Annotated in this window: 12 protein-coding genes; 3 read left to right on the top strand and 9 right to left on the bottom strand. The window is 69.8% G+C overall.

The annotated features are described in order from the left end of the window. Window positions 1-67: 67 nt before the first annotated feature. From CEG14_RS16440 to CEG14_RS16450, 3 genes are all read right to left on the bottom strand, one after another. On the bottom strand, window positions 68-1,366 hold the full coding sequence (locus CEG14_RS16440) for a chloride channel protein (protein ID WP_094827591.1): 1,299 nt from the start codon (window positions 1,364-1,366) through the stop codon (window positions 68-70). 128 nt (window positions 1,367-1,494) lie between these two features. Continuing rightward, on the bottom strand, window positions 1,495-2,478 hold the full coding sequence (locus CEG14_RS16445; RefSeq protein WP_141243363.1) for a hypothetical protein: 984 nt from the start codon (window positions 2,476-2,478) through the stop codon (window positions 1,495-1,497). Between the two features lie 159 nt (window positions 2,479-2,637). Then, a complete protein-coding gene (locus CEG14_RS16450; RefSeq protein ID WP_094827592.1) occupies window positions 2,638-3,924 on the bottom strand; it encodes an MFS transporter in 1,287 nt (428 codons plus the stop codon). 103 nt (window positions 3,925-4,027) lie between these two features. Between CEG14_RS16450 and CEG14_RS16455 the strand changes: the two genes are divergently transcribed. After that, entirely contained in the window at window positions 4,028-4,963 is a 936-nt protein-coding gene (locus CEG14_RS16455; RefSeq protein WP_094827373.1) for a LysR substrate-binding domain-containing protein, read from the top strand. A gap of 124 nt (window positions 4,964-5,087) precedes the next feature. On the opposite strand, the gene CEG14_RS16460 is transcribed toward CEG14_RS16455, so the two are convergent. Together CEG14_RS16460 and CEG14_RS16465 are read right to left on the bottom strand one after the other, a co-directional pair. Then, window positions 5,088-5,363: a DUF5615 family PIN-like protein gene (locus tag CEG14_RS16460; protein WP_256985753.1), complete on the bottom strand. Its 276-nt coding sequence runs from the start codon at window positions 5,361-5,363 to the stop codon at window positions 5,088-5,090. Beyond that, a complete protein-coding gene (locus tag CEG14_RS16465) occupies window positions 5,360-6,025 on the bottom strand; it encodes a DUF433 domain-containing protein (protein ID WP_179280613.1) in 666 nt (221 codons plus the stop codon). Before CEG14_RS16465 ends, CEG14_RS16460 begins: the two co-directional genes overlap by 4 nt. 443 nt (window positions 6,026-6,468) lie before the next feature. Here CEG14_RS16465 and CEG14_RS16470 point away from each other — a divergent pair, with 443 nt between their 5' ends. Beyond that, on the top strand, window positions 6,469-8,547 hold the full coding sequence (locus CEG14_RS16470; RefSeq protein WP_094827375.1) for a putative bifunctional diguanylate cyclase/phosphodiesterase: 2,079 nt from the start codon (window positions 6,469-6,471) through the stop codon (window positions 8,545-8,547). Between the two features lie 45 nt (window positions 8,548-8,592). On the opposite strand, the gene CEG14_RS16475 is transcribed toward CEG14_RS16470, so the two are convergent. Then, complete coding sequence (locus CEG14_RS16475) at window positions 8,593-9,354, bottom strand: ABC transporter permease (protein ID WP_094827376.1); 762 nt, start codon at window positions 9,352-9,354, stop codon at window positions 8,593-8,595. Beyond that, the gene (locus CEG14_RS16480; RefSeq protein WP_094827377.1) at window positions 9,351-10,283 is read right to left on the bottom strand and encodes an ABC transporter ATP-binding protein; all 933 of its coding nucleotides are present in this window, start codon (window positions 10,281-10,283) and stop codon (window positions 9,351-9,353) included. The genes CEG14_RS16475 and CEG14_RS16480 overlap by 4 nt, the downstream gene beginning before the upstream one ends. A 168-nt stretch (window positions 10,284-10,451) precedes the next feature. Here CEG14_RS16480 and CEG14_RS16485 point away from each other — a divergent pair, with 168 nt between their 5' ends. Beyond that, window positions 10,452-11,339, top strand: coding sequence for a GNAT family N-acetyltransferase (locus CEG14_RS16485; protein ID WP_094827378.1), 888 nt, complete (start codon window positions 10,452-10,454; stop codon window positions 11,337-11,339). 69 nt (window positions 11,340-11,408) lie between these two features. On the opposite strand, the gene CEG14_RS16490 is transcribed toward CEG14_RS16485, so the two are convergent. Together CEG14_RS16490 and CEG14_RS16495 are read right to left on the bottom strand one after the other, a co-directional pair. Continuing rightward, window positions 11,409-11,834 carry an organic hydroperoxide resistance protein gene (locus CEG14_RS16490; RefSeq protein ID WP_094827379.1) on the bottom strand — a complete coding sequence of 142 codons (426 nt, stop codon included), beginning with the start codon at window positions 11,832-11,834 and terminating at the stop codon, window positions 11,409-11,411. 128 nt (window positions 11,835-11,962) lie between these two features. Further along, on the bottom strand, window positions 11,963-12,472 hold the full coding sequence (locus CEG14_RS16495; protein ID WP_256985754.1) for a MarR family winged helix-turn-helix transcriptional regulator: 510 nt from the start codon (window positions 12,470-12,472) through the stop codon (window positions 11,963-11,965). Between the last annotated feature and the right edge of the window lies 1 nt (window position 12,473).

The raw sequence follows: 12,473 nt of genomic DNA on the forward strand, positions 1-12,473 counted from the left end.
CGCACATTCGATGAAGTTCCTGCTTTTCCAAGGGAAATTCGCCGCATATGAATCGTTTGCTGCCTGCTCACGCAACATTGCGCCGCAGCGCAACCCGCGCACGCCGGCGCGTGTCCCAGCGGGCCGCCATCACCGCGCCCGCCACGGCGACGCCGAGCGGCGCCAGCATCGTGTGCGGTGCGCCGGTGAACTCCAGCATCAGCACCAGCGCCGTGAGCGGCATGTCCATCGAGACCGCCAGGAATGCGGTGGCGCCGATCAGCGCGAAGGCGGACGGGCTGAGCGACCACGCGCCGCCCGCCGCGAGATTGACGGCCTGCGCCAGCACCAGTGCCAGCAGGGCGCCGACCGCGAGCCCCGGTGTGAGCAGCCCACCCTCGGCGCCCGCGCGCAGCGTGCTCACGGTGATCAGCACGCGCAGCACCAGCAACAGCAGCGCGCCCGCCAGCGGCAGGCCGGCATCGAGGCTGAGCTGCACCGGGCCCTTGCCATTGCCCAGCAGCGCCGGCAACACCACGGCGAGACAGGCGATGCCCGCGAAATTCAGCAGCACCAGCGCGGGCAGCCGCGCGTCGCGCGGGGCCGCGCGCCGCGCCGCACTGGTTGCGCGCGCAAATGCCTGGCCGGCCAGGCCGAACAGCGGGCCGCCGATCAATGCCGCGATGGCGATCGGCCAGTCCAGCGCGAGCGGCGGCAGCGCATATTGAATCTGATTGCCCAGGCCGATCCACGCCACGGCGGCCGCGATGGCCGAGGTCGCCAGCGCCATCAGCGCCGCACCGCGATCGAAGGTGCCGAGCAGGACTTCGAGCACGAACAGGGCGCCGGCCAGCGGCACGTTGTAGACCGCGGCCAGGCCCGCGCCCGCGCCGCACGCCACCAGGATACGCCGCTGCGCCTGCGGCAGCGCCAGGCGGCGCGCCACCCGCCCGGCCCACAGCGCGCCGGCCTCGCGCGGCGCCACCTCGCGTCCCAGGGGCGAGCCCAGGCCGACGGTCACGATCTGCAGCAGCACGTGCGCGAGGGTACTGCGCACCGGCATGTCGGGCGCGTCGGCGCCGGCCGCGGCCCGCACGCTCACCAGCTGGCGGCCATAGCGGTAGAGCGCCCACCAGCCGAGCCCGGCGACGAGGCCCGCGGCCATCAGCGCGGCCACGCGGCGCCACGGCGGCGCGGCGCTGGCGCCCTGCAGAAAGGTCTCGTGGCCCAGCGCGCCGTAGCCGTAGGCCAGGTGCTGCACGGCGTGCAGCAGCATGCCCAGCGCCATCCCGGCCAGGCCCGCGCCCACGCCGGTGGCCAGCACGGCCAGGCACAGCGCCCAGGGACGCGGGGAAATCTCGACAGAAAGCGTGGCGTCGCGCGACATGAGCAAGGCACCCGGACAGGTGCGCCGGACCTGCATGGCCGGCGCGAACATGGCCGCCCTTGCGGACGGCCAGGTCATTATGCGGGCGCGGCCGTCAAGCGAGCGTTAACGCGGCATTCAGGCCGGGTTCAGGGCTGCGGCAACGTACCGCGCCACAGCGCCAGCGTGATCAGCACGCCGGCCACGCCCTCGTCCTCGAGCTTCAGCATGTAGCTGTAGCCGTCGCGCTCGCCGCTCATCACGGCGGCGTGAAAACCGCGCTGCAGCCGCGCGCCGCCGGCCCGGCTCAGGCTTTGTGCATAGACCGCGGCATACGGGGTGTAGCTGCGCCAGCTCAACTCGAACTCGCGCATGGGCCGCCCCTCCTGCTCGTCCCAGTCGTTGACGAGGGGCAGCCCCGCCAGCGCCGGCGGAAAGGTGTAGGCGCCCCTGCCCGCCGCGGTCTCGAGCGCCACGTGGCCGGGCGCCAGCGCCACGAACGCCAGCGGAAAGCCGGGCGGCAGCTGGGCCGTGCCCCAGGTCTGGGCCGCACCGTCCACCGGCACCACCTCGACGTTCGAGATGCGTTGCGCGGCCGGCGCCTCGCCGGTGCGCGCGCTGGTCGGCGCCTGCGCGGCCCAGCGGCCGAGCGCCGCCACGATGCCGGCGTCGCGGTCGCGCGGGGCGCGCGCCGGCACGAACACCGACAGCCAGGCATGATCCTCGGCGCGGCAGTCGAGCAGGCCTTCCTCGCCGAGGTGGCACTGGCCGTTGACCAGGCCCACGCCCTGCAGCCGGTCCTGCGCGTCGAACAGCAGGGCCGCGCGGTCGCGGCCCAGGGTGGTCTCGTCGAGCGAGGCGAGCAGATAGGCGCCGCCCTCGAGCGCGATGCGCTTGCGGTCGGCCTCGGAATGCACCGCCTGCAGCACCTGGGTCAGCACGAGTGCCTGCGGCATGGTGTAGCTGCCGCGCGCATAGCCGAGCAGGTCGAGCAGGCCGGCGCGCACCTGCGGCTCCTCGCCCAGCCCGCGCGGCTGCGGCTGCGCGCCCGCCGGGCCGGTCATGCCCCAAAGCAGCGCCGTCATCAGCAGCGCGGCGCGCAGGCGCCGGCCCACGCGCATACAGGTCTCCACCCTCAACACCTACAACCTCGCTTCTCTCGTCCATCCGGATGCCGGGCGGCCCGAAGGGCGCGCGGCGGGCCGCACTCTACCACGAGTCATTCGGCGCGGCGGGACGCAAAAAAAGGGCTGCCCATGGGGCAGCCCTGCAGCATCGGCCAGCGCCGGACCTCAGGAGCCAACCCGGTCCATGGCGACGGCCTCATTGATGCGTGCCTGGCGCACGCTGCGCCAGCACAGGGTGGCGGCCACGGCCAGCGCCACCACCAGGAAGGCGCCCGTGAGCTCGGCCACGCCGGTCCAGCCCGCATGGGCCCAGCTCTTGCCCCCCACCGCGCCGAGCACGCTGGAGCCGAGGTAATACACCAGCAGGTAAAGCGAGGCGGCCTGGGCCTTGTAGCCGCGCGCCATCTGCCCGACCCAGCCGCTGGCCACGGCATGCGAGGCGAAGAAACCGAAGGTGAAGACGATGATGCCGGCGACCAGCACCGCCAGATTGTTCGACAGCGTGAGCAGCAGGCCCGCCATGGTCAGCGTGGCGCCCGCCACCAGCATGGGCCCGCGGCCGTGGCGGTCGGCCAGGCGGCCGAAGCAGGTCGAGGCGAAGATGCCGACCAGATAGACCACGAAGATCGCGCCGATGAAGGACTGCGACAGCGAGAACGGCGGCGCCAGCAGGCGGAAGCCCACGTAGTTGTAGACCGTGACGAAGGCGCCCATCAGCAGCCCGCCCAGCAGGAACAGGCACACCAGCGGGCCGTTCTTCAGATGCGCCATCAGCCCCGTGCGCGCCTCCTGCCAGCCATTGCCCCGGCGCGGCACGAAGCGGCGCGACGCGGGCAGCAGCCACAGGAACAGCGCGGCCGCCACCAGGCCGAGCACGCCCAGCGTGCCGAGCGCCATGCGCCAGCCCAGGTGATCGGACACCACGCCCGTCACGATGCGGCCCGTCAGGCCGCCGAACGCGCTGCCGCTGATATAGAGGCCCATGGCGAAACCGAGCGTCTCGGGTTCCACTTCCTCGGCCAGGTAGGCCATGGCCACGGCCGGCACGCCGCCCATCGCGATGCCCTGCAGCGCGCGCAACACCAGCAGCGAATGCCAGTCGGGCGCGAAGGCCGCCAGCGTCGACAGCAGCGCCGAGGCGAACAGCGACACCGCCATCACGCCCTTGCGCGGCAAGGCCTGCGACCAGAGGCCCACCACGAAGATGGCGAACGCGAGCAGGCCCGTGGCGAGCGACAGCGACAGGCTGCTCTGCGCCGGCGACACGTTGAAGGCATGCGTGAACAGCGGCATCAGCGGCTGCACGCAGTACAGCAGGGAAAAGGTGGCAAAGCCGGCGGCGAACAATGCCCATTGGGCCCGATGCAGCTCGGGCGTGCCGCGGCGCAGATAACCCTGGCCGGCCTCGGTGCCCGGGGCGGACTGGCTGGCAGGGGAAGACTGGGGTGACATGACGATCTCGACGTGCGCGGGCCACATGCCCGCCCCGTCAAAGTAGACTTCTCCCCTGCATTTGTCCAATATATAGAACTGGACCTATTCATTCATTTAAAAAATGGAACTGCGTCACCTGCGCTATTTCGTGGCGGTCGCGGAGGAGCTGCACTTCACCCGCGCCGCGGCGCGGCTCGGCATCGGCCAGCCGCCGCTGTCGCTGCAGATCCAGCAGCTCGAACGCGAGCTCGGCACGCCGCTGCTGCTGCGCCTGCCGCGCGGCGTCGCCCTGACCGAGGCCGGCGGCCAATTCCTGGAAGATGCGCGCGCGATCCTGTCGGCCGCCGACCGCGCCGTCGACACCGCGCGCCGCCTGGGCCAGGGCGAGCGCGGTTCGGTGGCGGTCGGCTTCACCGCCTCCGCCGTGTTCCATCCGTATCTGCCGCAGGGCATCCGCGCCTATCGCGATCGCTACCCCGGCGTGCACATCTCGCTGTCGGAGAGCAACACGCAGGCCCTGCTGCAGAACCTGCGCAAGGGCGAGGTCGACGTGGCCTTCGTGCGCCCGCCCTATCAGCTCGAGCCGGACTACGCCAGCGAACGGGTGCTGGACGAACCGATGCTGGTGGCGCTGCCGCCCGGCCACGCCCTGTGCCGCCGCCGCGCGGTGCCGATGCAGGCGCTGGCCGAAGAAGCCTTCGTGCTCTATCCGCGCCCGATCGGCGCGGGCCTGTACGACGCGATCCTGGGCGCCTGCCAGCGCGCGGGATTCACCCCGCGCGTGATCCAGGAGGCGCCGCAGATGGCGTCCATCATCAGCCTGGTGGCAGCCGGCGTCGGCATCTCGGTGGTGCCCTCGGCGATGCGGCACATGGGCGCCGAGGGGATCGAGTACCGCCCGATCCGCGGCGACGCGCCGCGCGCGCTGCTCGACATGGCCTACCGCCGCCACGAACGCTCGACCGCGGCGCGCAACGCGGTGCGGCTGCTGCGCGAGCTGGCGCAACGCGCGCCGGCCGGCACCGGCCCTGCCGATCAGGCCGGCGGGAGCGCGTAGACCTCGACAGCGATGGAGCCATCGCGCCGCTGGTGCACCTCGAGTGCGCGATTGATCCAGTCCGTGCCGGCCGCAGCCAGGTAATCCAGGGCATGCGAAAACAGCGCCGTCTGCCGATCGAGGTTCAGGCCGTCGGACGCGCTGAGGCAGACGAGGCCGGCATGGAGCGGCTGTGCGCCATGCAGCCCCCCGGCCGCCGAGCGCCGTGGCCCCGGAAGTCGAAGGCATTGAGCGTGACGAGCGTGAAATCATGCGCGACGATCAGCCGCATCAACTGGGCATCGGTCTTGCCCGTCCAGCCTCGGTCGCGCACGCAGGTCGAATCGTAGTGACCTGCCCGAATCGCCTGATGCACCAGCGAGGGCGACAAGCACTCGTCGATCAGGAAGCGCAGGATCACGGCGCGTCGGCGGTCTCGATGCGAGGGGCGACCGGCTCGGTCGCGAAGTGATCTTTCAGGCGGCGGGGCCGGCCCCGTGCCGGTGCGATCCGGCCCAGCAGCCGTGCCGCCTCGAGATGCGCGGGCGTGAGCGCGGGATAGGCCGCCAGCAGACGCTCGCTGGAGATGGCCTGCGCCAGCGAATCCTGGACCACCTGCAGGGGGATCCGCGTTCCGGCAAAACACGGCGCGCCGCCCAGCGTGTCGGGCCGGGCCACGATCAGGGCGCGGGCCCGGTCCACCTGCCCGGCGCGCGCCACCGCCCGGGCCACGACAAGCGACAGATCGACGACGATCTGAGCGGCGCCGGGCAGCGCCACGCGCCAGTCGATCGTCTGTGTGTCGCAGAGCGCCAGCACGGCCTCCGGCCGCGGCGCGGCGGCGATACGCCGCATCAGCGTGGCGAGGACCTGGGTGCGCGCGGCCTGCGTGAGCACGGCTTCGGATTCGAAGAAGAAGCCCGCCAGCGCGGCCAGCAAGCGGGCATGGCGGCGCCTGCCTTGCTCCCGGAGCAACAACGGCTCGGGCACCAGGTTTTCGTCGACCAGCCGGTTGAGCTGGGACGCGGTCACGTTGCCGATGAAGGCGGCTTCGGCGACAGGAACAAAGGCGGACAGGATCATAAATACTTCCGACAAGTTTGAATAATTATATTCCGGGCTTATCAGGAGGAAACACGCCTTTGTTCCGAGTCTTGCGCCGCCGCGATACCGGGGCGCCGGCGGGCGTTCGCCGTACCTCGTCATCGTCTCAGGCCGGCCGCCCTCCTGTCCTGCCGACTGCACGCTTTTGCCCTACGGGGATCGCCGCAACAGCCGCGCGCCGACGCTGCGGCCATCGCGCCATCCGGCAGGGTTTCACGCATCGCGGAATATTTTGAAATAGGCTACCCTTGCCGTCCTGTCCGGCGCCCTGGCGACTCGTGAGTCAGCAGGCTCGTGCGTCAGCAGGCGCGTGAGTCGATAGGCCCGTTAGCCAATGGGCTCGCAAGCCTGCCCCGGACACCCCGACTCTTCCCTCCCCCCTTGTGCCCGGCCCGTTGCGCCGCACACCGCTGAGGCTTTCAATGCTTGTTGGTAACTACGACGCCACGTTGGTGCTGGTGTCGCTGATGGTGGCAATCCTGGCGTCCTACACCGCCCTGGGCATGGCAAGCCGCGTGGCGGCCGCCCAGGGATGGGCATCGCGCTGCTGGCTGGTGGGCGGCGCCTGCGCCATGGGCCTGGGGGTGTGGTCGATGCACTTCGTCGGCATGCTCGCGTTCAGCCTGCCGGTGCCGCTGGGCTACGACCTCGACCTCACCCTGCTCTCGCTCGGCATCGCGATCGTCTGCTCGATCTTCGCGCTGTGGGTCGTGACCCAGCCCGAGCTTCCCACCGGCCGCCTGATGGGCGCCGCGCTGCTGATGGGCGCGGGCATCGCCGCCATGCACTACGTCGGCATGGCCGCCATGCGCATGTATCCGGCCATCGAGTACTCGCCGCTGCTGTTCGCGCTGTCGGTGGTGGTGGCCGTGCTGGCCTCGGGCGCCGCCCTCTGGATCACGCACGTGCTGCGCCACAACCGTCCGGGCGCCCCCGCCTACCGGCTCTGCGCCGCGGTCGTGATGGGCGTGGCCATCGTCGGCATGCACTACACCGGCATGGCGGCCGCGCGCTTCGCGCCCGACAGCATCTGCCTGGCCGCCAACAGCGGAATAAGCGCCGGCTGGCTGGCCGTGTCGGTCACGGCGGTCACGCTCAGCGTGCTGGCGATCGCGCTGGTCGTGGCCGTGCTCGACACCCGCCTCGAAGCCCGCACCTCGGCGCTGGCCTCCTCGCTGGCAGAGGCCAACCAGGAGCTGGTGCACATGGCGCTGCACGACGCGCTCACCCAGCTGCCCAACCGGGCCCTGCTCGAAGAACGCCTCAAGCAGGCGATCGGACGCGCGCGCGACAACCGCGGCCATTTCGCCGTGCTGTTTCTCGACCTCGACGGCTTCAAGGCCGTGAACGACGCCTACGGCCACCAGGCCGGCGACCTGCTGCTGCAGGTCCTGGCCGAGCGCATCAAGGAGGGTCTGCGGGCGCAGGACTGCGTGGCGCGCCTGGGCGGCGACGAATTCGTGGTGGTGGCCGACGTGGTCGAACCCACCGACGCGGCCAACCTCGCCGAACGCCTGATCGACCTGCTGGGCCGGCCCGCCGAAGTGCTGGGCCAGGAGGTCACGGTGGCGGCCAGCGTGGGCATCGCGATCTATCCCAACGACGCCAGCGAGCACCACACCCTGCTCACGCAGGCCGACGCGGCGATGTACCACGCCAAGCGCCTGGGCAGCGGCCGCCGCTACAGCTTCTTCGAGCCCTCGATGAACGAAGACGCGCGCGAGCAGCTGCAACTGCTGCAGGACCTGCGGCAGGCGCGCGCGCGTGGCGAGTTCGAGCTCTATTACCAGCCCAAGTTCGTGGCGCCGGCAGGCCCCATCGTGGGCGCCGAAGCCCTGCTGCGCTGGAACCACCCTCAGCGCGGCCTGATCGCGCCGGGCGTGTTCATTCCCATCGCCGAGCGCACCGGCCTGATCTTCTCGATCGGCGAATGGGTGCTGGACGAAGCCTGCCGCCAGATGCGCGAATGGCGCACCGCGGGCCACACCGACTGGACCGTGGCGGTCAATCTGTCGGCGCTGCAGTTCTCGCAGGTCGACCTGGTGGACAGCATCCGCGGCACGCTCGAGCGCTACGACCTGCCGCCGGCCTGCCTGGCCATCGAAATCACCGAGACCACGGCCATGCGCGATGCCGAGGCCAGCCTGGCGGTGCTGCGCGAGCTCTCCGACCTGGGCGTGTCGATTTCCATCGACGACTTCGGCACCGGCTATTCGAGCCTGCTCTACCTCAAGCGCCTGCCCGCCTCCGAGCTCAAGATCGATCGCGGCTTCATCAGCCAGCTCGAACACGACCAGGAAGACGCGGCCATCGTCTCGGCCATCATCGCGCTGGGCCAGAAACTCAATCTGAAGATCGTGGCCGAAGGCGTGGAGACGGCGGCCCAGCAGCACTTCCTGACCGAACTCGGCTGCGACTCGCTGCAGGGCTTTCTGCTCGGCAAGCCGATGCCGGCGCGGCAGTTCCACGACGCCGCCCTCCAGATCCCGGCCACCGCCTGAGCCGGTGCCCGATCGCGGCGGGGCCGGCCGGCCCCGCCCGCGCGCTCAGCTCTTGAGCCGGTAGCCCGTCTTGAAGATCCAGCGCACCGTGAGCACGCAGACGGTCAGGAACAGCAGCGTCATGCCGATGCTCACGCCCACGTTCACATCCGACACGCCGTAGAAGCTCCAGCGGAAGCCGCTCACCAGGTAGACCACCGGGTTGGCCAGCGTGACCTTCTGCCAGAACGGCGGCAGCATCTGGATCGAGTAGAAGGTGCCGCCCAGGAAGGTCAGCGGCGTGATGATCATCAGCGGAATGATCTGCAGCTTCTCGAAGTTGTCGGCCCAGACGCCGATGATGAAGCCGAACAGGCTGAACGTGATCGCGGTCAGCACCAGGAACGCCAGCATGAAGATCGGGTGCGCGATGCTGAAGTCGACGAACAGCCGCGCGGTGGCCAGCATGATGAGGCCCAGCATGATGCTCTTGGTCGCGGCCGCCCCCACGTAGCCGGCCACCACCTCCACGTAGGAGATCGGCGCCGAGTGGATCTCGTAGATGGTGCCCGAGAAGCGTGGCATGTAGATGCCGAACGAGGCGTTCGCCACGCTCTGCGTCAGCAGCGACAGCATGATCATGCCGGGCACGATGAAGGCGCCGTAGCTCACGCCCCCGATCTGCACCATGTGCGAACCGATGGCCGAACCGAACACCACGAAATAGAGCGAGGTGGAGATCACCGGCGAGGCGACGCTCTGCATGAGCGTGCGCCAGGCGCGGGCCATTTCAAAGCTGTAGATGGCGCGGATGCCGTACCAGTTCATGATTGTTCGTGTACCAGGCTGACGAAGATGTCCTCGAGCGAGCTCTCGGACGACGACAAATCGGAGTAGGCGATGCCCTGCTGGTCGATCTCGCGCAGCAGCCGCATCAGCGCGCCCGCGTCGCGCTGCGTATCGTAGGTGTAGACCAGCTCGCGGCCGTCGGCCGACAGCTCCAGGGCGAAATCGGCGAGCGCGGCGGGCACGGCCGCCAGCGGCGCGGCGAGCGCCAGGCGCAGCTGCTTCTTGCCCAGCTTCTGCATCAGCTTGCGCGTCTCTTCCACCAGGATGATCTCGCCCTTGCGGATCACGCCCACCCGGTCGGCCATTTCCTGCGCCTCCTCGATGTAGTGCGTGGTGAGGATGATGGTCACGCCCTGCTCGCGCAGGCGCCGCACCATGTCCCACATGCCGCGGCGCAGCTCCACGTCGACGCCGGCGGTGGGCTCGTCGAGGAACAGGATGCGCGGCTCGTGCGAGAGCGCCTTGGCGATCATCACGCGCCGCTTCATGCCACCCGACAGGGCCATGATGCGGCTGTCCTTCTTGTCCCACAGCGACAGGTCGCGCAGCACGCGCTCGATGTGGGCCGGATTGGCACGCTTGCCGAACAGGCCGCGCGAGAAGGACACCGTGTTCCAGACCGTCTCGAACACGTCGGTGGTGATTTCCTGCGGCACCAGGCCGATCGCATCGCGCGCGGCGCGGTAGTCGGTGACGTTGTCGTGGCCGTCGGCCAGCACGCGGCCCCCGCTCGCGTTCACGATGCCGCAGATGATGCTGATCAGGGTGGTCTTGCCGGCGCCGTTGGGCCCCAGCAGGGCGAAGATCTCGCCGCGGCGGATTTCCAGGTCGATCTGCTTGAGCGCCTGGTGGCCGGAGGCATAGGTCTTGGACAGACCCTGCACGGAAATAACGGAATCAGTCTGCACGCAGACCCCTTTTGGAGAGTTCAACCAGGGATTCTAACGAAACGTCGCAGCGCAATTGTTCACTCACGTCGAACTATCCGTTGCAATTAGCCCGGCCAATCCGCGCGTCACACGGACCCGTTAGAATGCCGGGGCGGCCGACTCTGGCGCCGCCCCCTCTTCTATCCCATGACACAATTTCGCTTCGAGGAACTGAGCGCGGCCGACACCGACGCGCTGGTGGCATTGAGCCGCGCGGTCGACTGGCGCTTCTCCGCCGCCGACTTCGCCAGCCAGCTTGCCGCCGGCAGACTGTTCGGCGTGCGCGGCCAATCCGGCGAGCCGGCCCTGATCGCCGCCGGCGGCGCCTTCGATTTCGGCAGCTATGCCGCCATCGGCGCCATCATGATCCTGCCCGACTGGCAGCGTCGCGGCATCGGCCGCGCGCTGATGGAGATGCTGCACCAGACGCTGCCCGAGGGCCGCCCGGTCAGCCTGATCGCCACCGAGGCCGGCGAACCGCTCTATGCCGCGCTGGGCTACCAGGCCACCGGCCGCATCGAGAAAATGAGTGCCCCGCTCGACGGCCTCGACTGGTATGCCGGCGCGCCGGCCGCACCGGCCGACCGCATCCTGCCCGCCCGCCCCGACGACAACGCCACGCTCGAGGCGCTCGACGCGGCCGCCACCGGCGCGCGCCGTGCCGCGCTGGTGCTGGCGCGCCGCGCCCAGGCCCACAGCGCCTTCCTGGCGCTCGACTCCGGCGGCGCGCCCAGCGGCTACGCGCTCGGCGTGCCGCAGGGCCCGCTCACCGTCATCGGCCCGGTGATCGCCCGCAACGACGAAGACGCGCTGGCGCTGATCGAGTCGGTCGCGCGCTCCGCGGCCCGTCAGCCGGGCTGCACCGCGCTGCGCATCGACCTGGCGCCGGCCCAGACCACGCTGGCCGACGCGCTGCGCGCGCGCGGCTTCGCCACCGACGAGACGCCCGTCATCATGACGCGCGGCGCCGCGCCGGACACCCAGCCGGGCTATGGCCCGTTCGTGCGCGCGGTGCCGGCCCAGACCTACGGCTGAGCCCCACCGCCTGCCGCAATGACAACGGGCCGCTTGCGCGGCCCGTTGTCATTCATGCGCGCGGCGCGATTACACCAGCGTCAGCGTGACGTCGATGTTGCCACGGGTGGCGTTCGAGTACGGGCACACGATGTGGGCCTTCTCGACCAGCGACTCGGCCACGGCGCGATCCAGGCCCGGCAGCGAGATCTTCAGTTCGACTTCGATGCCGAAGCCGGTGGGGATGGCGCCGATGCCGACCGCGCCTTCGATCGACACGTCATTGCCCAGCGCGATCTTTTCCTTGCCGGCCACGAACTTCAGCGCGCCCAGGAAGCAGGCCGAGTAGCCGGCCGCGAACAGCTGCTCGGGGTTGGTGCCATCGCCGCCGGCGCCACCCAGTTCGCGCGGGGTGGTCAGGCGCACGTCCAGCACGTTGTCGGAGGACACGGCGCGGCCGTCACGGCCACCGGTGGCTTTGGCGTGGGCGGTGTAGAGGACTTTTTCGATCGACATGGTGAAACTCCTGAAAGATTGGGTACGACGCTATGAAGGTTGAGTAACGCGGAACGGCTGTGGAACAAATACTATCGCAAACGATTAAATAGCGCACTATATATTTGGGCCACGAAAAAACACGAACATCACTCCACATACCCGGCCATCCGGTCGCGCAGGGACTCGAGCTGCTGCTTGAGCTGCGCGAGTTCCTCCACGGGGCAGGCCAGCGCGCAGCCCACCTCGGTCGGAACCTGGGTGGCCTTGGCGCGCAATGCCCTGCCCGCCGGCGTGAGCGTGATGACGATGTGGCGCTCGTCGTCTTCGGCCCGCACCCGCTTGAGCAGCCCGGCGGATTCCATCCGCTTGAGCAGGGGCGTGAGCGTGGCCGAATCCAGGAACAGGCGCTTGCCGATATCGGAAAGGCTCACGCCATCGCGCTCCCAGAGCACCATCATCACCAGGTATTGCGGATAGGTCAGCTCCAGACGGGCCAGCAGCTTGCGATACAGCTTGTTCATCGCCAGCACGGTGGAGTGCAGGGCAAAGCACAGCTGGTCGTCGAGCAACAGCGTATCGGGCCCGCTCTGGGCCTGGCTGCCGCGCGTACGGCTGGCGGGTTTGGGATCGACCTTGGTGTTCATGATGGAAGCCATT

This window comes from Bordetella genomosp. 1, assembly GCF_002261335.1.
Taxonomy (GTDB): domain Bacteria; phylum Pseudomonadota; class Gammaproteobacteria; order Burkholderiales; family Burkholderiaceae_B; genus Bordetella.